Source organism: Citrobacter sp. Cf087 (assembly GCF_030334285.1).
Taxonomy (GTDB): domain Bacteria; phylum Pseudomonadota; class Gammaproteobacteria; order Enterobacterales; family Enterobacteriaceae; genus Citrobacter; species Citrobacter freundii.
Map to the genome: position 1 here is coordinate 111,370 of NZ_JAOWED010000017.1, position 22,672 is coordinate 134,041.

Annotated in this window: 24 protein-coding genes; 7 read left to right on the plus strand and 17 right to left on the minus strand. The window is 54.8% G+C overall.

All coding sequences use genetic code 11. The annotated features are described in order from the left end of the window. The first annotated feature begins 45 nt into the window (after window positions 1–45). The 4 genes from OGV57_RS00570 to OGV57_RS00585 all read left to right on the plus strand — a co-directional run bounded on the left by OGV57_RS00570 (window position 46) and on the right by OGV57_RS00585 (window position 3,535). Window positions 46–2,310, plus strand: a complete 2,265-nt coding sequence (locus OGV57_RS00570) for a hybrid sensor histidine kinase/response regulator (protein WP_054527970.1) — start codon at window positions 46–48, stop codon at window positions 2,308–2,310. A gap of 69 nt (window positions 2,311–2,379) precedes the next feature. Then, entirely contained in the window at window positions 2,380–2,709 is a 330-nt protein-coding gene (yjdP, locus tag OGV57_RS00575) for a DDRRRQL repeat protein YjdP (protein ID WP_003844759.1), read from the plus strand. Window positions 2,710–2,864: 155 nt separating this feature from the next. Next, a complete protein-coding gene (locus OGV57_RS00580) occupies window positions 2,865–3,167 on the plus strand; it encodes a type II toxin-antitoxin system RelE/ParE family toxin (RefSeq protein ID WP_046671374.1) in 303 nt (100 codons plus the stop codon). 26 nt (window positions 3,168–3,193) lie between these two features. Next, window positions 3,194–3,535: a HigA family addiction module antitoxin gene (locus tag OGV57_RS00585; protein ID WP_046671375.1), complete on the plus strand. Its 342-nt coding sequence runs from the start codon at window positions 3,194–3,196 to the stop codon at window positions 3,533–3,535. A 52-nt stretch (window positions 3,536–3,587) separates the two neighbouring features. Here OGV57_RS00585 and phnP read toward each other — a convergent pair whose 3' ends face one another. From phnP to OGV57_RS00665, 16 genes are all read right to left on the minus strand, one after another. Then, window positions 3,588–4,346, minus strand: a complete 759-nt coding sequence (gene phnP, locus OGV57_RS00590; RefSeq protein ID WP_054527971.1) for a phosphonate metabolism protein PhnP — start codon at window positions 4,344–4,346, stop codon at window positions 3,588–3,590. A gap of 8 nt (window positions 4,347–4,354) precedes the next feature. Then, window positions 4,355–4,789 (minus strand): aminoalkylphosphonate N-acetyltransferase, encoded by a 435-nt coding sequence (gene phnO, locus OGV57_RS00595; RefSeq protein WP_054527972.1) that lies wholly within the window; start codon window positions 4,787–4,789, stop codon window positions 4,355–4,357. Continuing rightward, window positions 4,776–5,330: a ribose 1,5-bisphosphokinase gene (phnN, locus tag OGV57_RS00600; protein WP_054527973.1), complete on the minus strand. Its 555-nt coding sequence runs from the start codon at window positions 5,328–5,330 to the stop codon at window positions 4,776–4,778. The genes phnO and phnN overlap by 14 nt, the downstream gene beginning before the upstream one ends. 2 nt (window positions 5,331–5,332) lie before the next feature. Further along, complete coding sequence (phnM, locus tag OGV57_RS00605) at window positions 5,333–6,469, minus strand: alpha-D-ribose 1-methylphosphonate 5-triphosphate diphosphatase (protein ID WP_003031811.1); 1,137 nt, start codon at window positions 6,467–6,469, stop codon at window positions 5,333–5,335. Continuing rightward, window positions 6,466–7,146: a phosphonate C-P lyase system protein PhnL gene (gene phnL, locus OGV57_RS00610; RefSeq protein WP_003841104.1), complete on the minus strand. Its 681-nt coding sequence runs from the start codon at window positions 7,144–7,146 to the stop codon at window positions 6,466–6,468. Before phnL ends, phnM begins: the two co-directional genes overlap by 4 nt. Before the next feature lie 89 nt (window positions 7,147–7,235). After that, a complete protein-coding gene (phnK, locus tag OGV57_RS00615; RefSeq protein ID WP_003844769.1) occupies window positions 7,236–7,994 on the minus strand; it encodes a phosphonate C-P lyase system protein PhnK in 759 nt (252 codons plus the stop codon). Beyond that, on the minus strand, window positions 7,991–8,782 hold the full coding sequence (gene phnJ, locus OGV57_RS00620; protein WP_230128310.1) for an alpha-D-ribose 1-methylphosphonate 5-phosphate C-P-lyase PhnJ: 792 nt from the start codon (window positions 8,780–8,782) through the stop codon (window positions 7,991–7,993). Before phnJ ends, phnK begins: the two co-directional genes overlap by 4 nt. Window positions 8,783–8,828: 46 nt before the next feature. Further along, a complete protein-coding gene (locus OGV57_RS00625; protein WP_044702163.1) occupies window positions 8,829–9,896 on the minus strand; it encodes a carbon-phosphorus lyase complex subunit in 1,068 nt (355 codons plus the stop codon). Then, complete coding sequence (gene phnH, locus OGV57_RS00630) at window positions 9,896–10,480, minus strand: phosphonate C-P lyase system protein PhnH (RefSeq protein WP_003841109.1); 585 nt, start codon at window positions 10,478–10,480, stop codon at window positions 9,896–9,898. The genes OGV57_RS00625 and phnH overlap by 1 nt, the downstream gene beginning before the upstream one ends. Further along, a complete protein-coding gene (phnG, locus tag OGV57_RS00635) occupies window positions 10,477–10,929 on the minus strand; it encodes a phosphonate C-P lyase system protein PhnG (RefSeq protein ID WP_003031825.1) in 453 nt (150 codons plus the stop codon). Before phnG ends, phnH begins: the two co-directional genes overlap by 4 nt. Next, window positions 10,930–11,655 (minus strand): phosphonate metabolism transcriptional regulator PhnF, encoded by a 726-nt coding sequence (gene phnF, locus OGV57_RS00640; RefSeq protein ID WP_003841117.1) that lies wholly within the window; start codon window positions 11,653–11,655, stop codon window positions 10,930–10,932. 20 nt (window positions 11,656–11,675) lie between these two features. Then, on the minus strand, window positions 11,676–12,455 hold the full coding sequence (gene phnE / locus OGV57_RS00645; protein WP_003841119.1) for a phosphonate ABC transporter, permease protein PhnE: 780 nt from the start codon (window positions 12,453–12,455) through the stop codon (window positions 11,676–11,678). A 104-nt stretch (window positions 12,456–12,559) separates the two neighbouring features. Then, window positions 12,560–13,576 carry a phosphonate ABC transporter substrate-binding protein gene (gene phnD, locus OGV57_RS00650; RefSeq protein WP_003031828.1) on the minus strand — a complete coding sequence of 339 codons (1,017 nt, stop codon included), beginning with the start codon at window positions 13,574–13,576 and terminating at the stop codon, window positions 12,560–12,562. Between the two features lie 155 nt (window positions 13,577–13,731). After that, complete coding sequence (gene phnC / locus OGV57_RS00655; RefSeq protein WP_048234134.1) at window positions 13,732–14,520, minus strand: phosphonate ABC transporter ATP-binding protein; 789 nt, start codon at window positions 14,518–14,520, stop codon at window positions 13,732–13,734. A gap of 132 nt (window positions 14,521–14,652) precedes the next feature. Then, window positions 14,653–15,102 (minus strand): VOC family metalloprotein YjdN, encoded by a 450-nt coding sequence (gene yjdN, locus OGV57_RS00660; RefSeq protein WP_003031832.1) that lies wholly within the window; start codon window positions 15,100–15,102, stop codon window positions 14,653–14,655. Between the two features lie 139 nt (window positions 15,103–15,241). Further along, window positions 15,242–15,577 carry a zinc ribbon domain-containing protein YjdM gene (locus OGV57_RS00665; RefSeq protein ID WP_054528663.1) on the minus strand — a complete coding sequence of 112 codons (336 nt, stop codon included), beginning with the start codon at window positions 15,575–15,577 and terminating at the stop codon, window positions 15,242–15,244. Between the two features lie 539 nt (window positions 15,578–16,116). Between OGV57_RS00665 and crfC the strand changes: the two genes are divergently transcribed. After that, on the plus strand, window positions 16,117–18,474 hold the full coding sequence (gene crfC / locus OGV57_RS00670; protein WP_003844774.1) for a clamp-binding protein CrfC: 2,358 nt from the start codon (window positions 16,117–16,119) through the stop codon (window positions 18,472–18,474). After that, on the plus strand, window positions 18,471–19,364 hold the full coding sequence (locus OGV57_RS00675) for a diguanylate cyclase regulator RdcB family protein (RefSeq protein WP_054527975.1): 894 nt from the start codon (window positions 18,471–18,473) through the stop codon (window positions 19,362–19,364). The genes crfC and OGV57_RS00675 overlap by 4 nt, the downstream gene beginning before the upstream one ends. Before the next feature lie 30 nt (window positions 19,365–19,394). Here the strand turns inward: OGV57_RS00675 and kdgT are convergent, their stop codons facing one another. Beyond that, window positions 19,395–20,393, minus strand: coding sequence for a 2-keto-3-deoxygluconate transporter (kdgT, locus tag OGV57_RS00680; protein ID WP_003031841.1), 999 nt, complete (start codon window positions 20,391–20,393; stop codon window positions 19,395–19,397). Between the two features lie 698 nt (window positions 20,394–21,091). Here kdgT and proP point away from each other — a divergent pair. Then, window positions 21,092–22,594 carry a glycine betaine/L-proline transporter ProP gene (gene proP, locus OGV57_RS00685; protein WP_044702152.1) on the plus strand — a complete coding sequence of 501 codons (1,503 nt, stop codon included), beginning with the start codon at window positions 21,092–21,094 and terminating at the stop codon, window positions 22,592–22,594. Window positions 22,595–22,672 lie beyond the last annotated feature (78 nt).

Genomic DNA, 22,672 nt, shown 5'->3' on the forward strand with positions numbered 1-22,672 from the left:
CCGTTCATATTTGTCATATTGCGATTTTTCTTCACGGAGCGTGATATGCCGCAACCGGGACGTCACTTTTTCGCCAGTGCGCGTGGACGATTGCTGTTCTTCAATCTGCTGGTGGTGGCGGTCACGCTGATGGTGAGCGGCGTGGCGGTGCTGGGGTTTCAGCACGCAAGCCAGATCCAGGAGCAGGTGCAGCAGCAAACCGTTGACGACATGACCGGCAGCATGAACCTGGCACGGGATACGGCGAACGTCGCGACAGCGGCGGTGCGGCTGTCGCAGGTAGTCGGGGCGCTGGAATACAAAGGGGAAGCGGAGCGGCTGCAGGAGACGCAAAGGGCGCTGAAGCAGTCGCTGGAACAACTGGCTACCGCGCCGCTGGCACAGCAGGAGCCGGTGCTGGTCGAGCGAATTATCCAGCGCAGCCAGGAGTTACAAAGCAGCGTGGAAGGTATGTTGCAGCGCGGTCAGCGGCGGCACCTGGAACGTAACGCGCTGCTCAGTTCGCTGTATCAGAATCAAAGCTATTTACGTCATCTGCAAAAGCTCACCGGCGCGCAGGAAGATGTGCTGCTGGGGCAGATGGACCGCTTAATTGTTGCCGCCATCGACACGCCCACGCCGCGTTCGGTGGTGAAACAACTGGATGCGGTGATGCCCGCTCTTCCCTTGCAGCATGCCAATCCGCTGATTAGCGGTATCCTCAACGACTTCAACCAGGAACTGCATAAGCTGGAGCCGCTCTCTTCCGCGCTGGAGCAAAGCGATTTGGCCATCAATTGGTATATGTTCCACATCAAAGCGTTGGTGGCGATCCTCAACAGCGATATCAACCAGTATGCCTCGCAGGTGGCGCTGATCTCAGAGCAACGGGTGGCGCAAAGCCATCAGGAACTGCAATCCGGCGCGTTGTTTATTTTAGTGTTTGCGCTGCTGGCGGTGGTGATCACCGGTTTTGCCGGGTGGTATATCTACCGTAATCTCGGCTCCAACCTAACGGCCATTTCGCGGGCGATGACCCGGCTGGCGCACGGTGAATCAGACGTCAGTGTCCCGGCCCTGCAGCGGCGCGATGAGCTGGGCGAGCTGGCTCGCGCCTTTAGCGTCTTTGCCCGCAATACGGCATCGCTGGAGCACACTACCCGACTGCTAAAAGAAAAAACCAGCCAGATGGAAATCGATCGCACCGAGCGTCAGGGGCTGGAAGAAGCGCTGTTGCACAGCCAAAAGCTGAAGGCGGTGGGGCAACTGACGGGTGGATTAGCGCATGATTTCAATAACCTGCTGGCAGTGATTATTGGCAGTCTGGATTTGGTGAATCCGGAGTCGCCCGATGCGCCACGGGTCAATCGGGCGCTAAAAGCCGCCGAGCGCGGGGCGCTGCTTACCCAACGGCTGCTGGCCTTTTCGCGCAAACAGTCATTGCACCCTCATGCGGTGGAGCTGAAAACGCTGCTGGAAAACCTGGGCGAACTGATGCGCCACTCTCTTCCGGCCACGTTGACGCTGGAGATTGAAGCCCAGTCGCCTGCCTGGCCCGCCTGGATTGACGTCAGCCAACTGGAAAACGCCATTATCAATCTGGTGATGAACGCCCGTGACGCCATGGACGGGCAGGCGGGCACGATAAAAATCCGTACCTGGAATCAACGGGTTACGCGCAGCGATGGGCGTAAGCAGGACATGGTGATGCTGGAGGTAGCCGACCAGGGAAGTGGGATGTCGCAGGCAGTGAAAGCGCAGGTCTTCGAGCCCTTTTTCACCACCAAACAGACCGGCAGCGGCAGTGGGCTGGGGCTGTCGATGGTTTACGGTTTTGTGCGCCAGTCCGGTGGCCGGGTGGAGATTGAAAGCGCCCCCGGGCAGGGAACGACTGTCCGGCTGCAACTGCCTCGCGCCGTTGTTCCGGTGCAGGCTCAAGTGGAAGCGGTAGCGCAACACACAACGACCAACGATGAAAAACTGGTGTTGGTGCTCGAGGATGAGGACGATGTACGCCAGACGTTGTGCGAGCAATTACACCTGCTGGGCTACCTGACGTTAGAGGCCGCCAACGGCGAACAGGCGATGCATATGCTGGCGGCTTCATCCGAGATTGATATTTTTATCAGCGACTTAATGCTGCCAGGTGGTTTAAGCGGCGTGGATGTGGTTAACCATGCCCAGGCACATTATCCGCAGTTGTCCATCCTGCTGATGAGCGGTCAGGATTTACGCCCGGCGCATAACCCGGCGCTGCCGGATGTGGCACTATTGCGTAAGCCTTTTACCCGGGGAGAACTGGCGCAGGCGCTGCGGCATTCGCGTAATTGAGATTCCTCCGCTACCCGCGCAAATACGCTTTGGTTACCGTGGGGCGAGTTTCTTGATGAGGCTGGTTTTATGCAACGCTCCGCGACATTCCTTCTTTTTAGTTTGCTGATGCTGACCACCGTATCGGCGCAGGCGGATATTATCGATGACGCCATTGGTAATATTCAGCAGGCGATAAACGACGCATACAAACCGGACAACGGGCGGGATTATGATGATTCCCGTGATGAAAGCTGGCAGCGCCAGGTGAGTGACGACCGGCGCAGGCAATATGACAATCGCCGCCGCCAGTTTGAAGATCGACGTCGCCAACTGGATGACCGTCAGCGCCAGCTTGATCAAGAACGGCGTCAGTTAGAAGACGAAGAACGCAGAATGGAAGAAGATTACGATCGTTAACTGTAACTATCTAAATGTAAGAATATTTTATCCCCTGTAAGGGATTTCGCTGTCAGCTCAACATCTCGCCATTTTATGTCAATACATGCACTTGAGCACAGTGCATGTAGGCATTGCAATCTCTCTATGCTTATGGAAAAGGAGCCGGCAATGGAATGTCTAAATCATTAAATATCAGGAGCTTTCGGGATACATGGCTTGAAGATTTTTTTGAGCGGGCGACATCGCACAGAAAAATACCAGCGGATATTCATACTGCATTAGCCAGAAAGCTGGATATCATTAATGCGGCTGTTTCGCATCGGGATTTGCGCTCGCCACCCGGTAACAGATATGAAGAGTTAACCGGAAAATTACAGGAATATTCTTCAATCAGAGTAAACAAGCAGTACCGATTAATATTTAAATGGGTTAACGGTAAGGCCGAAGATGTGTACTTAGATCCACACATCTACTAGAACTAGAGAAAATCTAAGGTAACGATATGAAACAGGCAACCAGAAAACCAACGACTGTGGGTGATATCCTGCAATATGAATACCTGGAGCCGCTCGGACTGAAAATTAACGATCTGGCTGAAATACTGCATGTTCATCGCAATACGGTGAGCGCACTGGTCAACAATAATCGCAAATTAACAACGGATATGGCGTTTCGTTTGGCCAAAGCGTTCGATACCTCCGTTGATTTCTGGCGTAACTTACAGGCGGCGGTTGACCTGTGGGAAGTTGAAAATGACATGCGGGCGCAAGAAGAACTGAACCGCATTGTTTCGGTTAAAGATTTTATCGCTCAGCGAAATAGCGAGTCTAAAAAAGTCGCCTGACTGTCGTCTTGTCGGCCGGATAAGATGTTTTCATCGCATCCGGCAAATTTCCTTACTCCAGCATAATCTCCATTCCGTCATATCCTGCCTCAAACCCTGCGGGAAGCTGGTTTTCCATCATCCACAGGTCGAACTGATGGCTGATATGCGTCAGAATCACCCGTGGGCAGCGGATAACCTGATTAAGCGCGATAACGGTATTTACATCGCAGTGATTGCGCGGCGGTTGCGCGCGCGGAGCATGGCTACAGTCGATGATAATCGCCTGCGGCTGGTTATTGTGGAGAAACTTCAGCGTCTTGTCGGGAAGTCCGGCGGTATCGGAGAGCCACGCCACGCGGCTATGTGCGGTCTCCAGCAGATAACCAAACGTCAGCTTTGAATGGTTGAGCGGTAGCGGCGTGACCTGCAATCCTTGCAGGTCAAACACTACGAATGGCGCGGCGGTATGGCTAAAATCGAGGATGCCGGGATGCTTAAACAGATCGTCGCAACCCTGTTCATCCGGCGGTCCGTACACCGGGATAGTCGCCCCCACGCCCCAGCGCAGCGGAAACAGCCCCTGCACGTGATCCATATGATAGTGGGTCAGCAGAAACTGCTGGAAGCTGCCCACTGGCCAGTCGTCCATCAGATGCGGGATCCCCGCGTCCAGCAGCGTCACCGCATTGTTGAATTTGACCACCCCGCTACAAGGGCGTCGACGATATTGCGCCTGTAAGCGTGCTCGTTGGCAGGCCGCACAGTCGCAGCCAAATGTCGGCACCAGCTGTGCGCCGCCCGTTCCCGTTAGCGTAATGGTCAGACTCATGGCTCCCCCTACAGCGGTTTGGTGAAGCGAAAATGGCTCATGGTATAGCCTTCGCGCTGGTAAAAACGGTGTGCGTCAAGGCGTTGGGTGCTGGTGGAAAGCTCGGTGACTTCTGCGCCCGCTTCGCGTGCGGCGGCTTCGGCCCAGGCCAGTAGCTGGCTGCCAACCCTTAACCCTCGCGCCTGCGGCATCACCACCAGTTCCTGGATTTCGCCAATCCAGTTGGCGTGGTGCAGATGAAACTGCAGGTGCAGACCGATCAAGCCGACGACCTGTCCGTCGAGCAGCGCCAGCTGGTAGTGCATATTCGGATCCTGCAGATTTGCGGCGTAGCCAGTGCTAAAAGCCTGGAGGTCGAATTGACCCTGCTTCAACTCACAGACCAGCGCGTAAACCGCATCGGTATCGTACAGCGTGGCGCGGCGTAATTCACAGACAGACATGTTTCTTCTCCTTGCGTCCCATCAGTGCGAGCAGTGTATCGACAGACTGTAGCAAACTACCATCGTTATTCAGGACGTGGCAGTCATACGGGGCGTAGCGGGCTGCGCGTTCAAGACGGGCGGCGATTTCCGTTTCGCTCTCCCGCCCACGAGCCTGCAGGCGCTGGCGGAGAATTGCCGGAGAAACCTGTAAGCAAATGGGAAGCAAAGAAGCGCCATAACGGGCCTGCGCCTGGGGCAGATGCGCACGCGAGCCGTTGACCACCACATCAAAACCAGCGTGCAGCCAGAGGTCTATCTCCATGCCGACGCCGTAGTAGAAGCCGTTGGCGTGCCAGCTCAGCGCCAGCAGATTCTGCCCGGCGCGGGTAAAAAACTCTGGTTCACTTAGCGCAATATGATTTTCATTCCCGGCGTTGGCGGCGCGGGTGATGTAGCGATGTGCCACCAGCAGTTGCGCCGGTTCCTGCTGGCGCAATTCTGCCAGCAGACTGTCCTTACCGGAGCCGGACGGCCCCATCAGCCAGATCAGTTTACCCATAGTCAGAATACCCTTTTGCCCTGACGCCAGACGTGGTCGATATGGATGTTGCCGCCTTTGCGATGCGCCAGCACCAGATCCGCGCGTTTACCTTCGGCAATAACGCCGCGATCGTCGAGATTTAAGGCCCGCGCCGGATTGCGGGTCACCAGACGAATAGCCTGCGACAGCGTAAAGCGGTTAGCGTCGTCATCCGCTACGCGAAATGCCGCATCGAGCAGGCTGGCGGGGTAGTAGTCGGAGGAGAGAATATCCAGCAGCCCCAGCTCAGCCAGCCTATGTGCCGCCACGTTGCCGGAGTGAGAACCGCCGCGCACGATGTTAGGTGCGCCCATCAGCACGTTCATGCCATGCTGGCGTGAGGCATCGGCGGCTTCGAAAGTTGTGGGAAATTCGGCGATCACGCTGCCAAGTTGATGCGATTCGAGCACATGATCGCAGGTGGCATCGTCATGGCTCGCCAGCGCAATCTGGCGCTCACGGCACATCTGGGCAATCGCCGTGCGGTTGGGCTGTGACCAACGCGCAGCCAGCGCTAACTGTTCTTCTTCATAACGGGCCATCTGCTCGTCGGTGAGCGAATACTTGCCCTGATAATACTCGCGGTACTTCTCACGATTGGCGAACTGACGCTGGCCGGGGGAATGATCCATCAGCGACACCAGCGTCACCGGCTCACGACCAACCAGTTTTTCAAACAGCGGCAGGGTAGTGTGATGCGGCAGCTCGCAGCGCAGGTGCAGGCGGTGCTCGGCGCGATTGACCCCACGCTTTTGCGTCTCTTCCACCGCGTTGATCATCTTCTCCAGATTTTCCAGACGGTCACCACCGTCGCGCACATCGCCAATCGCCACTGCGTCCAGCACGGTGGTAATGCCGCTGGCGACCATTAGCGCGTCGTGGCTGCTCATTGCCGAGTGGGCAGGCCAGTCTACCTTCGGGCGCGGGGTAAAAAATTTGTCGAGATTATCGGTATGCAGCTCGATAAGCCCTGGCAGCAGCCAGCCGCCTTCGCCGTCCAGCGCCTCAGGTAGGCTGCTCGGACTTTCAGCAAAGGCGCGAATGACCCCGCCCTCGATTTCCAGCGATCCTTGCACCACGTCATCTTCCAGTACCAGCTTTACATTATTGATAATCATGCTGTTGTTCCCATCAGATGCAGACGATCCGCTACGCGGTCGCGCACGGTTTGATCGTGAAAAATACCGACAATTGCTGCGCCGCGGGCTTTTGCTTCTTCAATCAATGCGACGACGGCGGCGCTATTTTTGGCGTCCAGCGAGGCGGTGGGTTCATCGAGCAGCAGAATCGGGTAATCGACGATAAACCCGCGGGCGATGTTGACGCGCTGCTGTTCGCCACCGGAGAAGGTCGACGGTGCCAGGTGCCACAGCCGCTCCGGCACGTTCAGGCGGGTAAGTAGGTTAGCCGCTTTGGCTGCACACTCCTCACGGGAGACACCCAGATCCAGCAGCGGTTGCATCACCACATCCAGCGCGGAAATCCTCGGGATTACGCGCAGGAACTGGCTTACCCAGCCGATGGTTGAACGGCGAACTTCCAACACTTTGCGCGCCGGGGCCTGCACCAGATCGACCCACTCATCGCTGTGGCGAATGTGGATGTGTCCTTCATCCGGCAGATAGTTGGCGTACAGCGATCGCAGCAGCGTGGACTTGCCGCTACCCGAGTGACCGTGCAGCACCACGCATTCGCCGTTTTTCACTTCCAGCGTGGCGTTTTGCAGCACCGGCAGACGCACGCCGTTTTGCTGATGCAGGACAAAGGTTTTACTGACATTTTCAACGCGGATCATTTGAGCCTCATGGTTCTTATTGCCGGATGGTGCTGTGCTTATCCGGCCTACAAAAAGCGCCCCGTAAGCTGCCATCCGGCATCCGATGTTTAATTTTGCAAAACGGACGACACCAACAACTGGGTGTACGGATGGTGCGGGTCGTCGAGCACGCGGTCGGTTAACCCACTTTCCACCACCTGGCCCTGCTTCATCACCAGCAAACGGTCTGCCAGCAGACGCGCCACACCCAAATCGTGGGTGACAATGACCACTGCAAGATCCAGTTCCACCACCAGGCCGCGCAGCAGGTCCAGCAGTTTGGCCTGTACCGAAACGTCCAGCCCGCCGGTGGGTTCGTCCATAAACACCAGTTTGGGATGGGTGACGAGGTTGCGGGCGATCTGCAGGCGCTGCTGCATACCGCCGGAAAAAGTGGTTGGCAGGTCGTCGATACGCGAGGCGGGGATCTCCACCTCCTCCAGCCAGCGCTGCGCGGTGGCGCGGATGTCGCCGTAGTGACGCGCGCCAGTGGCCATCAGGCGTTCGCCAATATTGCCGCCGGCGGAGACCTGACGGCGCAGGCCATCCAGCGGATGCTGATGCACCACGCCCCATTCGGTGCGCAGCAGACGGCGACGGTCGGCTTCGTTCATGCCGTACAGCGAACGGTTCTGATACAAAATCTCACCGCTCTGCGGCGTCAGCCGTGAAGAGATCGATTTCAGCAGCGTGGTTTTGCCAGAACCGGACTCGCCGACGATACCCAGCACTTCGCCTGGCCACAGGTCAAAAGAGACATCACTGAAGCCCTTGCCCGGCGCGTAGAGATGGGTCAGGTTGTTGACTGAAAGCAGCGGTTGCGTCATTTGCCGAGGGCCTCGCTCTGTTGGCGGCAGTAATCGGTGTCGGAGCAGACAAACATGCGTTTGCCGCTGTCATCGAGCACCACTTCATCGAGATAGCTGTGGGTTGAGCCGCAGATGGCACAAGGTTCATCCCAGCTCTGCACGGTAAACGGGTGATCGTCGAAATCGAGACTTTCCACGCGGGTGTAAGGTGGAACGGCATAGATGCGTTTTTCGCGGCCTGCGCCAAACAGTTGCAGGGCTGGCATCATGTCCATCTTCGGATTGTCGAATTTCGGGATGGGCGACGGGTCCATGACGTAGCGGTCGTTGACCTTCACCGGATAGGCGTAAGTGGTGGCGATATGACCGAAGCGGGCGATATCTTCATACAGTTTCACCTGCATTATGCCGTACTCTTCCAGCGCGTGCATGGTGCGAGTTTCCGTTTCACGCGGTTCGATAAAGCGTAGCGGCTCGGGGATCGGTACCTGGAAGATGATTATTTGATCTTCCACCAGCGGCGTCTCCGGGATGCGGTGGCGGGTCTGGATCAGCGTCGCATCTTCCGTACGCTCAGTGGTATTCACTCCGGTCACACGCTTGAAGAAATTACGAATCGATACGGCGTTAGTGGTGTCGTCCGCGCCCTGGTCAATCACTTTCAGCACGTCCGGCTCGCCAATCACGCTGGCGGTAAGTTGAATGCCGCCGGTTCCCCATCCGTATGGCATCGGCATTTCACGTCCGCCAAACGGTACCTGGTAACCGGGGATCGCTACCGCTTTCAGAATTGCGCGGCGGATCATGCGTTTGGTCTGCTCATCAAGATAGGCAAAGTTGTAGCCGGAGAGGTTAGTGGTCACAGGTGGCCTCCTGTTGCAGGCGTTTGAGCAGTTCCAGTTCGGCCTGGAAATCGACGTAATGGGGAAGTTTGAGGTGCGAAACAAAACCCGCCGCCTCGACGTTATCCGCATGCGCCAGCACGAACTCTTCGTCCTGCGCCGGTCCTGTGACCGTTTCATCGTATTCGGCTGCCTGTAGGGCGCGGTCCACCAGCGCCATCGCCATTGCTTTACGTTCGCTCATACCGAACACCAGCCCGTAGCCGCGGGTAAAATGGGGCGATTCATTTTCTGGCGCGACAAAACCGTTGACCATTTCACATTCCGTCATCAGCAGTTCGCCGACGTTCACCGCAAATCCCAGCTCTTCCGGTACGGTTTCCAGTGCCACATAGCCGCTACGGATTTCGGCGGCAAACGGGTGGTTGCGCCCGTAGCCGCGCTGGGTGGAGTAGGCCAGCGCCAGCAAATATCCCTCGTCACCGCGCATCAACTGTTGCAGACGTGAAGCGCGTGAGCAGGGGTAAACCGGCGGCGTGCGGGTGATGTCGTCGGGTGTCGCGCCATCATCCTCTTCACGTTTTGCCAGGCCCTGGTTCGCCAGCAGGGAAAAGACGTGCGGGGAGGCATCCTGCGCGCCGTCTGCGCTGCGCAGAGGCGGGGTTTCGCCATTGGCCAGTAAGGTAAAATCCAGCAGGCGATGGGTATAGTCATAGGTTGGACCCAACAGCTGCCCGCCGGGAATATCCTTGTAGACCGCGGAGATTCTGCGTTCAAGACGCATTTCTGCGCTGTTAACCGGTTCGCTGACAGCAACCTTTGCCAGCGTAGTGCGGTAGGCGCGGAGCAAAAAGATGGCCTCGACGTTATCGCCGCTGGCCTGTTTGAGCGCCAGTGCAGCCAGTTCGCGGTCAGCGATGCCACCTTCGGTCATCACCCGATCAACGGCCAGGTTCATCTGCTGTTCGATTTGCGCCACGCTCAGTTCAGCAATGGTCTCATCGCCCCGGCGTCGGTTTTCCTGCAGGGCGTGGGCGTTGGCTATCGCCTTTTCGCCCCCTTTGACGGCGACGTACATCAGCACACCTCCACATGGGTGGTTCGCGGAATAGCCAGCAGGCGTTCGCCACAGGTGAGGATCAGATCGACCCCCAGTGGGAACGGGTGCGGGCGTTCGGTGAGTTCGTGAATCAGGCATTCCGGCAGCTGTGGCGCGATCATGCGCTCTTCGGCGATGCCCGCGCCGGTCAGACGCAGCATGCGTCCGCCGCTTAAGCCAGAGACCTGCACAATCAGCGTGGCGCTGGTTTCTGGTGCGACGGCTGAACCGGCGGAGAGGGCGTTAAGCTGTTCGCTGCTGATACGTTCGTCGGCGACGGCAAAGGCCGCCAACTGTGGTTGATCCACCAGCGGCGCGTTGGTGTGAAAACGCAGGTTCTGCCGGGCGATATCGTTATCCACCGACGGCGCCAGCCAGACCGGCGTGTCGCCATCGACCAGGGTCAGCAGCACGCTGGTGGTCGCCAGACCCAGCGGCTGCCAGCCGTGTTTCAGTTGATGCAGGGCGACGATTACGCCCGGTTCGCTCATGGCTTTCAGCAGGCGACGAAAGCTCTGCTGAGCATCCTGAACGGGTAAATTAAATGCGGTCTGTAAGGTCATGCGTTATCTCCGCGTACCAGCGTGAAGAAGTCGACCCGGCTGGCGTTAACTTCGGCACAGCGTGCGTTAATCAGCGCATCGCGTTCCGCTTCCAGCGGGGCAATTAAGGTTTCCATTAGGTTCTGGAAATGCGTTTGTTCCTGCAGTAGCGCGTCAATCACCGCGCACTGCTCGGCATGTTGTTTGTTGCGTCCCAGCAGGTAGCTGTAACCCAGCGTGCCGCTCTTCAGGCGTACCACTGCGCGGGTAAGCGTGGTGTCACCGGCAAAGAAGCGGTTACCGGTACCGCCCATACGGGCCTGGATCTGCATCAGTCCGCTTTCCGGTGCGCGGATAAGTTCATAGTCCGGCGTCAGTTTGAGCGCGTTGATGCGGGCGTTCAGGGCATCGGCATTGCTGTAAGCCAGGGCGCGCATCCAGCGCTGGCGGGTGGCGGTATCGAAATGCATTCAGTGCTCCATAGTGAATTCGATCATGTCGGCGCGGGTCAGGCTGACGGAGTATTCCGCCGCGTGTTTTTCGCCTTCACGGTGGTTCAGGGTGCGCACGCACAGCAGCGGCGCCATATTGGGGATTTCCAGCACCTTGCTCTCTTTGGCCTGCGCGCGGCGGGCGCTGATGCGCGTTTGCGTGCGCAGCAGCGTCAGACCGGATTGTTGACGCAGATAGTCGTGCAGTGAGCCGCTGTTGAAGCCTTGCAGCAGCGGCCACAGCGTGAGGTCGGAAAAATAGTGGTCGATCTGGCACAGTGCGATCCCGTTAACCCGGCGCAGGGTGCGCAGGTGAATCACGTTATCGCCCTCGTTTATGCTGAGCGCATCGGCAATGTGGCTGGAGGCCGGACGCAGCACCGCCAGCAGTTTTTCGCTGGTGGGGTGGCTGCCCTGGTCCAGCAGGTTCTGACTAAAGCGTGCCTGGGCATTAAGCGGGTAATCGAACGGGCGCATCAGCACCAGCACGCCGACTCCCTGGCGACGCTGAACCCAACCGCGTTCAACCAACTGGTCAATGGCGCGGCGCAGGGTGTGGCGGTTTACCTCGAAGCGCGCGGCAAGCTGATGCTCGGCGGGCAGATAGTCACCGCAGCGATAATGTTGACGTAGCTCCTGCTCAAGTCTCGCGGCAATTTCCTGATAACGCGTTGGATAACTGGTCGGATGTGTAGACAAGTGCATAGCAATCAATGCCTCGCTAATCAGATAAAGTGCTTACGCAAACGCTGGGAAAGGAAATCCAACAGGCTGACGGTGACGATGATTAACACCATCAGGGCGCAGGTTTGCTGGAACTGAAAGCCGCGAATCGCTTCCCATAAGGTCACGCCAATACCACCTGCGCCCACCATGCCGACTACCGTGGCCGAGCGAACATTGGATTCAAAGCGATACAGCGAGTAGGAGATAAGCAGCGGCATGACCTGTGGCAGAACGCCGTACAGAATCTCTTCAATTTTGTTGGCTCCGGTGGCGCGAATACCTTCTACCGGACCCGGTTCAATGGCTTCTACCGCTTCAGAAAGCAGCTTGGAGAGTACCCCTGTGGTGTGGATAAATAGCGCCATCACCCCGGCGAATGGCCCTAACCCGACGGCGACCACGAACAGCATCGCGAAGACCATTTCATTGATGGCGCGGCAGGCGTCCATCAGGCGGCGCATCGGCTGGTAAATCCACCACGGCACTAGGTTATCGGCGCACATCAGGCCGAAGGGAATCGATAGCACCACGGCGAGGGCAGTCCCCCAGACGGCAATTTGCAGGGTGACGGCCATTTCACCGAGATAGTCCTGCCACTGGCTGAAGTCCGGTGGGAAGAAGTCGGCGGCGAAGGTTGCCATATTGCCGGAATCTTCGATCAGCGTGAGCGGAGCCATTTCGGCACCTTTCCACGAGACCACCAGTACGGCGAGCAGAATGGCCCAGCTCAGCAGCGAGAACCAGCTACGTTTGGGCGGGGCGACGGTGATGGTTTGCATGTTTAGCTCCGTGCATAGGTTATTGCCGGATGGCGGCGCAGGGGCCTTATCCGGCCTACAAAACATCGTAGACCCGGTAAGCGAAGCGCCACCGGGCACCAGGGTTACTGCACCGCTTTGGTGACGCTGGTCATAGCGCCCAGTGCGGCGGTCAGACGGTCAAGGTCATCGAGCTGCGCTTTCAACGCCGAGGTTTTGCTGGTTTTCTCTTCCTCGTTCAGCCCTTTGTTGTCCTTCACACCCTGCATCTCTTTAAACAGTGCCAGCTGGCGAATCGGCACCAGTTGCAGATCGCTGGAGGCGCGGAACGGTGCCCATCCAAGGCGTTCCAATACGGTTTTCTGTTCCGGCGTTTTGCCGTAATTCATAAAGAAGTCGTACACCTTGTCCTTGGTGGTTTCGGAGAGGTTTTTACGCCAGACGATCGGATCGCCCGGGATCAGCGGTGACTTCCAGATCACCTTCAGCTCTTTCAGCTTTTCCGGCGCGGAAGTTTTCAGCTTGTCGAGGTTTTCGGTGTTGTTGGTGGCGACATCGACCTGCTTGTTGGCGACGGCCAGGGCGTTGGTTTCGTGTCCGGCGTTAACGGTGCGTTTGAAATCGCTCGCGGAGATGTTGTTTTTGGCAAAGACGTAGTAGCCGGGAACAAGGAAGCCTGACGTTGAGTTGGGATCGCCGTTGCCGAAGGTCAGATCCTTACGTTTGGCGATCAGATCGTTCAGGTTATTGATCGGACTGTCTTTGTTAACGATCAACACACTCCAGTAACCCGGGGATCCGTCGGCGGCGACGGTCTGGGCAAACACTTGCCCGTTAGCGCGATCCACCGCTTCCATTGCCGAGAGGTTGCCGTACCAGGCGATATCCACTTTGTTAAAGCGCATGCCCTGGATGATCCCGGCGTAGTCCGGGGCGAAGAAGGCGTTCACTTTCACGCCCAGTGATTTTTCCATGTCCTTCAGGAACGGTTCCCACTGTGGCTTCAGGTTTTGCTGTGACTCGGTCGAAATAATGCCAAAGTTCAGCGCTTTTTCTTGCTCTTCGGCATGCGCCGGGCTTAACAAGGTACTGACGCTAAACATGCTGGTGAAAGCCAGCGCGGCAACTGTCTTATAGCTCATGTCGTTTCCTTAATTAGTCATTGTTCCAGGCTATTTCACTTGCCAGCCTGAATCCGGGCAGTGCTCAAAATCCTCACGTACTGCGTGTACGCTCCGGTTTTTCCGCGCTGGCCGTCTCCAGCCTGGCTGCGCCAATAACGCCTGGTTTTTTAGAACTATGCAGCCTGCGCGTTCTGTTCGACGCGGTTCATGCTGCGGTAAAGATGGTCAAAACGATCGTTATCAAAATGCTGGCTGCTGCCATCAAAGAAGACGTTGCCCTGGCGCAGCGCGACGATGCGTTCGCAGTAGCGCAGGGCGTAATCCACCTGATGCAGCGTGACGACCACGGTGATGCCGTCGGTCTGGTTGATGTCGCGTAGGGTGTCCATCACGATGCGGGCGGATTCCGGGTCCAGTGAGGCAATCGGCTCATCGGCAAGGATCACTTTGGCCTGCTGCATCAGCGCGCGGGCGATTGCGACGCGCTGCTGTTGTCCGCCCGAAAGCGTGGAAACACGCTGGTATGCAAAATGCGCCATGCCCACGCGGGTCAGCGCCTGTAATGCACGCTGTTTTTGTTCCTGGCTAAACCAGCTAAAACAGGTACGCCAGAACGGCGTGCTGCCGAGCGCGCCAATCAGGACGTTCTCCAGCACTGTCAGGCGGTTCACCAGATTGAACTGCTGGAAGATGTAGCCGGTGTGGGCGCGGCTTTTGCGGATATCGCGCGCCAGGCGGCCTTCATGTTGAACGGTGCGGCCCAGCAGCTCGACGCGGCTACCGGGTGATTTATCACCGACGATCAAGCCGCTTAAATGACGTAAAAGGGTGGATTTGCCGGAGCCGGACGGCCCAAGCAGAGCCACCATCTCACCGGAACAGATGTTCAGATCAACCGCATTGAGCGCCTGATGTTGATTGAAGGACTTGGAGAGTTTTTCGACGCGAATAATCGTTTGCATGCTGCGGCCTCCCTAAAAAAGTGGCCCCATCGTGGCGGATCAATGTGACGTTTTCGTTAAGGGATAGTTACTCGATGATGAAGAGTTGAGCGCTATTTGATGACAGTACGGGAGGGCTGGCCTCCCGTTGGATTACTCTGTAGGGGGTTGCTGTTGTTTGACGACGTTGATCATCCACGGCACGCCATACTGGTCGCTCACTTTACCGAAACCGTGGGCCCAGAAGGTTTCCTGCCAGTCCATTTCGATTTTTCCGTTTGCTGCCAGGTTATCAAACCAGCGTTTGCCTTCATCGACGTTTTGCGTGTCGAGCACTAGCGTAAAGCCAGAGTAGTGAGCATTTCCGTCCGGGGCGCTATCGCTCATCATGATGTCGCTGCCCGCAACGCGCAGGTTGGCGTGGGCAATGGCGGTGTCGGGGAATTTCATGCCTGAAGGGCAACCATCTTCACTATCCTGCGCCGATTTGGGCATTTCACCGAAGTTGATTTTGTAGAGCAGTTCAGCGCCTAACGTTTTTTGATAGTAGGCGATAGCGTCAGCGCAGTTGCCTGCAAAGGAGATATAGGGACTTAACGGCATAATCTTTACCTCAGGTAAAAGAAACCAGTTAAGTGTAGTTATCGTCTGCATAAATAAACCAGGCGGGAAGTATGAGCTTCCCGCCTGGCAGATGAGCTGGTGTAGACCTGATGAGCGTAGTGCCATCAGGCAATTTGCATCAGTTCTTTTTCACAAACTCAGATTTCAGCTTCATTGGGCCAAAGCCATCGATTTTGCAATCGATGTTGTGGTCACCTTCAACCAGGCGAATGTTTTTCACTTTGGTACCGATCTTCAGCATGGAAGAGCTACCTTTTACCTTCAGGTCTTTCACGACGGTAACGCTGTCGCCGTCGGACAGCAGGTTGCCGTTAGCATCTTTAACGATCAGTTCGTCGCTGTCCTGTGCCGGTTCAGCATCGTTCCATTCGTGCGCGCATTCCGGGCAGATGAACATGCCGTTATCTTCGTAAGTGTATTCGGAGTTGCATTGTGGGCAGTGTGGTAATGACATGTGGATTTCCTCAAAAGTCAGCAGGGGCAAATGCGCCCAAAAAATGGCAGATTGCCGAAAAAGGCCGCAATTATACATAAAATCCCTGCTTTTGTCGGGACTACTGCGTGATTACGCAAATGATCTGCTGTAAAGACCCTTTGCTTTTACCTCAATGAAAGTATGGGGTAATATTTTTTAAGGGAAATTGCTACGTCAGGTTATTTAAGATAAGGTGAGGCGAAATATCTGATATTCATAGGTAACATCGCCTGCGGATGTCTAAGTCATTGTGATTGAATATCTCAATCCCCCTTAATTTTAGTAGGGGGATTAAGCTGGCATTTTTTAAAACTGAACTACGCTGTTTATCTTTCTTACTTATTACATAAGTGAGAGGTTTCAGGCCAGCGGTTGTACGCCAAACTTATTTTAATAATATCAATTGGTTGTTTTGATTTTAATTATTTCCACACGTAATTATAAAAGCCAAAAAATCTATAAATAAAACGATTGGGCTAAATAAAAGCAATGCTATTTGCGTTAAGGAAAGATTTTCCATGCACACACAGACAATATATGAATTAAGTCAGGAAGCGGAACGCTTGCTGATGCTCTCGCTTGAACATCTCAGGCAATTGCAAAAATTGCCCATGACGTCGTTGGATGATGTCGCGCTAAAACAAGGAGAGCATAGCAGTCAGGTTGTTCAGCCCCTGCACTTCAGCGCGCGTGGCATGGATGTCCAGCAAGCAACGCTCAATAATGAGTTGCGCAAGATTACGCGTCTGGAAATGGTGCTGGCGATTGTTGGCACGATGAAAGCGGGAAAATCGACGACGATTAACGCGATTGTAGGGACAGAAGTTTTACCTAATCGTAATCGCCCCATGACGGCGTTACCAACGCTAATTCGTCATACGCCGGGGCAGAAAGAGCCAGTCCTGCATTTTTCACATGTCGCGCCGATTGATGCCTTAATGAAGGTTTTACAGCAGCGTGTGCGCGAGTGCGATCGCCAGCGTCTTACGCAGACCCTGGAAATTGACAAGGATATGAATGTCCTGCTGCAGCATATTGAAACCGGCGTGGCATTTGAACGGTATTATCTTGGCGCACAGCCTATTTTCCATTGCCTTAAAAGCCTGAACGACCTGGTGCGCCTGTCAAAAGCATTGGATGTTGATTTTCCTTTTGCTGCCTATGCCGCGATTGAGCATATTCCGGTTATTGAGGTTGAGTTTGTCCATTTGGCCGGACAAGCAAGCTACCCAGGGCAATTAACGTTGCTGGATACGCCGGGGCCGAACGAGGCGGGACAACCGCACTTACAAAAAATGCTTAATGAACAGCTGGTACGGGCCTCTGCGGTGCTGGCAGTGTTGGATTACACCCAATTGAAATCTATTTCTGATGAGGAAGTGCGTCAGGCGATTATGGCGGTTGGTAAGTCAGTACCGCTGTATGCGCTGGTGAACAAGTTCGATCAGAAAGACCGCAACAGTGACGATGAAGAGCAGGTGCGGGCGTTGATTTCTGGCACGTTGATGCAAGGTGGCATTGCCCCTGAAAGAATCTATCCGGTTTCCTCAATGTGGGGCTATCTGGCAAACAGGGCGCGTCATGAGCTGACGGCCCGTGGGCGACTGCCGGATCATCAGGTGCAACGTTGGGTGCAGGATTTTGCCGAAGCGGCGCTTGGCAGACGCTGGCGCACCACCGATCTTGAAGATACGGAGCATATCCGTCATGCCGCCGACCTGTTGTGGGAAGACTCGCTGTTTGAACAGCCTATCCAGAAAGTGATTCACGCCGCTTACGCCAATGCATCGCTGTATGCGCTACGCTCAGCGTCACATAAGTTATTGAACTATGCGCAAAGCGTGCACGAATATCTGGAGTTTCGTGCCCACGGGTTAACGGTCGCCTATGACGAACTACGGCTGAACATCACGCATATTGAAGAGGATATGCAGCAGTTAGAAGTGAGCCAGGGGCGGGTGAGCGATGAAGTCAGCCATGAAGTAGAACTGGCGCTGGAAGCTGCTGCAGCCTATCTCAGAGAGCAACAAACCGAGATTCTTTGCGGTATCAACACGTTCTTTGTCAAAGAAAACGTCCTGATGATGTCACAACATAGCCTGGGAGCTGGCGTCTCCTCGGCAGAAATGGCCGGAGAAATGCTGGTGCTGCACGATGAAGGGCAGGCGAAAATTGTGTTAGATAAAATTCGCTCGTCCTGTGAGGGGGTATTGCTGGCGGCGCAGGAAAGCATCAGCCGTGACTTAGCCCTGCGTTTTGAACAGCTTGAGTCGACACTCTCCCGGGCGCTAAATGACGCGATGCGGCCAATTGAGCAAAGGGTGAAAGAGGAGCTAAACCACGCCGGTTTTCGTGCGCGGATCCGTTTTCCAGCGTTCCATACAGCGATGTTTAATTTCAATACCCGCCAATTGTTTAACGAGGCCATTGAGCAGGATATTCCGGCAGAAAATGCGCCGTCTACTGGTGGTGCGGTACGTGACACTTTCTCTCGTTGGCTAAATCAACCCAACTGGGGATGGAATGATTACGTCGAAACAAAAACGCGTTATCTCATTGATATGGGCGCTTTGCATAAGAACCTTGTGCAGTATGTCTCCCAGTTTTGCCAACAAATTCGTAAAGCTTTAGTTGCTCAGGTCGATATTTCCGTTACGGCAGGCATGGCCACGTTTTTTGCAGATTTTTCACTGTGTCTGGCGCAATTGCAGGCGAGCCTGAGTGAGAGTCTGACGCTACGCCAACAAAATGAATCCGCGGTGAATGCAATGAATGAGCAATTGCAGCAGCGCATTACGATTGCGGCATGGCTTTATGAAGATTCCCGTTTGCTGCGTGACGATATCAATACCCTTTTTGCAACCGAGCACACATGACTAACGTTTTACTGGAAGGCCCCGGGAGGACGCTGGAGTGTGTCTACCCGAAGTTTATGGTCGATCTGGTTCAGGGAGATGAAACCAAACGTTCCGGCGGTTTTCTGCAACAGCAGCAGCGGCTTCGCGCGCGTCTGACGCAGGAGGTGTTATCCCAGACACAACTACGGGCGTGGGTGATGGCGGGAGTATCCAGCGAGCATCTGGTGATGCGTCTTAAGCTGGTAGAGAAGTTGGCGGGCATGATCGACCCAGGCCATCTGGCGCTGGTGCGTATTGCCGAAGGGCTGAGGTTTTTACAACAAACCGAACACCCGCGTGGGCTTTCAACCCCTGGTCTTTTACAACAAATAAATTCACTGACTGACTGGTTTACCCAACGCGCTGCGTATAAAGAGAAGGCGCTGACCCAGCGTGGCCTGACGGTTCAGGCGGGCGAACACAGCGAACAAATTTTTACCCGCTGGCGGGCTGGCGCATATGACGGTTGGTCGTTACCTGGACGCTGTTTTGTTGCGCTGGAGGAGTTGCGCTGGGGAGCCTTCGGTGACGCCTGCCGGTTAGCGAATGCCGATGTGGTGTTAATGCTAAAAGACAACCTGCGAACCATGGCCGCTCAGGCGTTGGCGGACAACGTGAATGCGGCGCCTGCTACGCGTCATTACTATCATCATTGGCTCAGCACGCCAGTTGTCAGCGGATCGGGCGAGTATAACGATATGCTGAGCTGGTTAGGCGACTGGTGCGATGCGCAGCGTCATCCGGTGAGCTGGTCGGTGACGCAGCGTTGGCAAAATGTGGCGTTAGGAATGCCGCGATTGTGTTCGGCGAAACGACTGGCTGATGCGATGGTTGAGGAGATTTTTGCACCGTCCCTACTCATCAATTGAGCAGGGACGGTCAGTGGGGCTAAGACAGAGTTAATGGTGCAGAGAGTCTGCCGGGGTGGACACCGTCTCGTTGGCGACCAGGTTTTTATTAAAACGTTTGGCGTACAGCGCGGTGATAATCGGCACCAGAATGGCGGTGACAATTACGCTGGCGGCAACCAGCGCCGTAGCGGATGCGGCAACCGGTTCGAACGCCGGGTTAATCTGGGCGATAATCACCGGGTTTGCCACCGCAGCGCCTGCTGCTGAAGAGGCTGCCACGCCTGCCGTACCGTTCCCGCCACCAATAACACGGTCTGCAATAATCAGCGGGATACCGGTGATGACGATAACCGCGACACCCAGCAAGATACCCAGCAGACCGGTATCAACGATTACGCTCAGGTTAATGGTGTTACCCAATGCGAAGCCGAAGAACGGGATCAGCACCGGTGTGGCTTTGCTGAAGAAAGAACGCAGGTCATGATCCAGGTTGCCTAATGTAAAGCCAATCAGGAACGGTAATACCGCGCCGATAAAATGGTGTGGCTCGAAGGAGGCCAGACCCGCGGAGCCGAGGATCACCATGGTCATTAACGGGCCGGATTCCAGAGACATCAACACAAATGCGCCAGACTCTTCTTTGGTGCCGTACTGGTTCATCAGGCTGGCGTACAAACCACCGTTGGTCATGTCCATGGCGGAGACAATTGCCAAAACTGAGAGGCCTGCAAAGAACCCGGTTTGAATACCGGTATCAGGAATGAATGAAGCCGCAATCATTGCCACTACCCACGCCACGGCTATTTTGGTTATTACCAGCGTACCGGACTTGCGTAATACCGTGCCGGTTGCCCGTAAATCAATAGATGCGCCGATACAAAAAAACCACACTGCCAGAATCGGTACCGTTCCGCTGATCATTCCTTTGGTAAACGAACCGAAATACGCACCGGTATCCGGAGCTAACGTATTTAACACTGCGCCTAATAACAGAGGAATCAACATCATTCCGCCGGGGATGCGTTCAATCGTGGCTTTAATTTTCATAAACGTCCTCATGTCTTGTCGCCGCTAATACTAGCGCAAGAGAGTAAAAATTAATAAATTCAACTGGTTACTGGTTTTTCTTAACAAAGAAACTCGCTATCTCTTTGTTTTATAAAATCTAACGCGGCATACGTTGAGCGTGTTGCTGCTCCCAGGGATATTGCGTCTGGAATTAGTTTGCATTCATGGGAACATTGATTCAATCAAAATAAAACGATGTTTTAGTTATCTTCATCACATATTCCGAGCAAAAGTTCCCGGTCACTCTGATTATTAAAAAAGCTGTGATCTTTTTGTGAAGGGATTAGGTGTTTTTTTGCTAGCAGAATAATAATGACCGCTGTGATTGTTGGTGCAATAAAGCGATTTATTCTTGTATTTAATTGTCAGTAAATCGCAAGCGTTACATGTAAAAAAGATGACTAAGAATGACCTAATTTACGCATGTTGACGAAATGAAAAACTATATGTGAAGTTGATCACAAATTTAAACACTGTTAGGGTAAAGAGGTCATTAACCGCCCAATCAGGCGTCAACAGGTTCGGTTGTACTGTGCGTTTCTCGTCAGTGTAAGTAAACCTGCTACGCTTGTTACAGGGAATGCGCCTGTGCGTTCCCCGCTCGGTGATGACCTTGACGCATGGGCGTTGGGGGATTCGAACTGGAGCGTGACAGGGCTAAGTCTATGAGGACGAGTATGCTAAAAAGGAAAAAAATAAAACCGATAACGCTGCGCGACGTTACCATCATTGATGACGGTAAATTGCGAAAAGCCATTACCGCAGCGTCGTTAGGTAATGCGATGGAATGGTTCGATTTTGGTGTTTATGGATTTGTTGCTTACGCATTAGGTAAAGTGTTCTTCCCGGGGGCTGACCCCAGCGTGCAGATGGTTGCTGCACTCGCCACCTTCTCTGTTCCCTTTCTGATTCGACCGCTTGGCGGATTGTTCTTCGGTATGCTCGGCGATAAATACGGTCGTCAGAAGATACTGGCTATCACCATTGTGATTATGTCGATAAGTACCTTCTGTATCGGTCTTATTCCCTCGTATGCCTCAATTGGTATCTGGGCGCCGATTCTGCTGCTGCTGTGTAAGATGGCACAGGGATTCTCGGTCGGCGGAGAGTACACCGGGGCGTCGATTTTTGTCGCGGAATATTCGCCGGACCGTAAGCGTGGATTTATGGGCAGTTGGCTGGACTTCGGCTCGATTGCCGGGTTTGTGCTGGGTGCGGGCGTAGTGGTTCTGATTTCAACCGTCGTCGGCGAGGAAAATTTCCTTGACTGGGGCTGGCGTATTCCGTTCTTCCTGGCGCTACCGTTAGGGCTGATTGGTCTGTACCTGCGTCATGCGCTGGAAGAGACGCCGGCGTTCCAGCAGCACGTGGATAAACTGGAGCAGGGCGATCGTCAGGGTCTACAGGAAGGTCCGAAGGTTTCGTTTAAAGAGATTGCGACTAAGCACTGGCGCAGCTTGTTGGCATGTGTTGGTCTGGTGATTGCTACCAACGTCACCTACTACATGCTGCTCACCTATATGCCGAGCTACCTGTCGCATAACCTGCATTACTCCGAAGACCACGGTGTGTTGATTATTATCGCCATCATGATTGGTATGCTGTTTGTGCAGCCGATTATGGGGTTGCTCAGCGACCGCTTCGGGCGCCGTCCGTTTGTGATCATGGGCAGTATTGCGCTGTTTGTGCTGGCGATTCCGGCATTTATCCTGATTAACAGTAATGTTATCGGTCTGATTTTCGCCGGGTTGCTGATGTTGGCGGTGATCCTCAACTGCTTTACCGGGGTGATGGCGTCAACGTTACCGGCGATGTTCCCGACGCATATTCGCTACAGTGCACTGGCCGCCGCGTTTAATATCTCGGTATTGATTGCTGGTTTGACTCCGACATTGGCCGCATGGCTGGTGGAAAGCTCGCAGAATCTGATGATGCCTGCTTATTATCTGATGGTGATTGCGGTGGTTGGTTTAATTACCGGCGTGACCATGAAAGAGACCGCCAATCAGCCGCTGAAAGGGGCCACGCCTGCCGCTTCGGATATTCAGGAAGCGAAAGAGATCCTCGGCGAACACTACGATAACATTGAACAGAAAATCGAAGATATCGATCAGGAAATTGCTGAACTACAGGTTAAGCGCACGCGTCTGGTGCAGCAGCATCCGCGTATTGATGAGTAATCGTGTCATTGCCTGATGGCACGCAGCTTTTAGGCCTACGGGTAGCATTGTACTTTGTAGGCCGGATAAGGCGTCAGC

Excerpts from the sequence above, each read along its gene's own strand:
- OGV57_RS00570 (WP_054527970.1), top strand. The coding sequence starts at position 46 with ATGCCGCAACCGGGACGTCACTTTTTCGCCAGTGCGCGTGGACGATTG.
- yjdP (WP_003844759.1), top strand. The coding sequence starts at position 2,380 with ATGCAACGCTCCGCGACATTCCTTCTTTTTAGTTTGCTGATGCTGACC.
- OGV57_RS00580 (WP_046671374.1), top strand. The coding sequence starts at position 2,865 with ATGTCTAAATCATTAAATATCAGGAGCTTTCGGGATACATGGCTTGAA.
- OGV57_RS00585 (WP_046671375.1), top strand. The coding sequence starts at position 3,194 with ATGAAACAGGCAACCAGAAAACCAACGACTGTGGGTGATATCCTGCAA.
- phnP (WP_054527971.1), bottom strand. The coding sequence starts at position 4,346 with ATGAGTCTGACCATTACGCTAACGGGAACGGGCGGCGCACAGCTGGTG.
- phnO (WP_054527972.1), bottom strand. The coding sequence starts at position 4,789 with ATGTCTGTCTGTGAATTACGCCGCGCCACGCTGTACGATACCGATGCG.
- phnN (WP_054527973.1), bottom strand. The coding sequence starts at position 5,330 with ATGGGTAAACTGATCTGGCTGATGGGGCCGTCCGGCTCCGGTAAGGAC.
- phnM (WP_003031811.1), bottom strand. The coding sequence starts at position 6,469 with ATGATTATCAATAATGTAAAGCTGGTACTGGAAGATGACGTGGTGCAA.
- phnL (WP_003841104.1), bottom strand. The coding sequence starts at position 7,146 with ATGATCCGCGTTGAAAATGTCAGTAAAACCTTTGTCCTGCATCAGCAA.
- phnK (WP_003844769.1), bottom strand. The coding sequence starts at position 7,994 with ATGACGCAACCGCTGCTTTCAGTCAACAACCTGACCCATCTCTACGCG.
- phnJ (WP_230128310.1), bottom strand. The coding sequence starts at position 8,782 with ATGATCCGCCGCGCAATTCTGAAAGCGGTAGCGATCCCCGGTTACCAG.
- OGV57_RS00625 (WP_044702163.1), bottom strand. The coding sequence starts at position 9,896 with ATGTACGTCGCCGTCAAAGGGGGCGAAAAGGCGATAGCCAACGCCCAC.
- phnH (WP_003841109.1), bottom strand. The coding sequence starts at position 10,480 with ATGACCTTACAGACCGCATTTAATTTACCCGTTCAGGATGCTCAGCAG.
- phnG (WP_003031825.1), bottom strand. The coding sequence starts at position 10,929 with ATGCATTTCGATACCGCCACCCGCCAGCGCTGGATGCGCGCCCTGGCT.
- phnF (WP_003841117.1), bottom strand. The coding sequence starts at position 11,655 with ATGCACTTGTCTACACATCCGACCAGTTATCCAACGCGTTATCAGGAA.
- phnE (WP_003841119.1), bottom strand. The coding sequence starts at position 12,455 with ATGCAAACCATCACCGTCGCCCCGCCCAAACGTAGCTGGTTCTCGCTG.
- phnD (WP_003031828.1), bottom strand. The coding sequence starts at position 13,576 with ATGAGCTATAAGACAGTTGCCGCGCTGGCTTTCACCAGCATGTTTAGC.
- phnC (WP_048234134.1), bottom strand. The coding sequence starts at position 14,520 with ATGCAAACGATTATTCGCGTCGAAAAACTCTCCAAGTCCTTCAATCAA.
- yjdN (WP_003031832.1), bottom strand. The coding sequence starts at position 15,102 with ATGCCGTTAAGTCCCTATATCTCCTTTGCAGGCAACTGCGCTGACGCT.
- OGV57_RS00665 (WP_054528663.1), bottom strand. The coding sequence starts at position 15,577 with ATGTCATTACCACACTGCCCACAATGCAACTCCGAATACACTTACGAA.
- crfC (WP_003844774.1), top strand. The coding sequence starts at position 16,117 with ATGCACACACAGACAATATATGAATTAAGTCAGGAAGCGGAACGCTTG.
- OGV57_RS00675 (WP_054527975.1), top strand. The coding sequence starts at position 18,471 with ATGACTAACGTTTTACTGGAAGGCCCCGGGAGGACGCTGGAGTGTGTC.
- kdgT (WP_003031841.1), bottom strand. The coding sequence starts at position 20,393 with ATGAAAATTAAAGCCACGATTGAACGCATCCCCGGCGGAATGATGTTG.
- proP (WP_044702152.1), top strand. The coding sequence starts at position 21,092 with ATGCTAAAAAGGAAAAAAATAAAACCGATAACGCTGCGCGACGTTACC.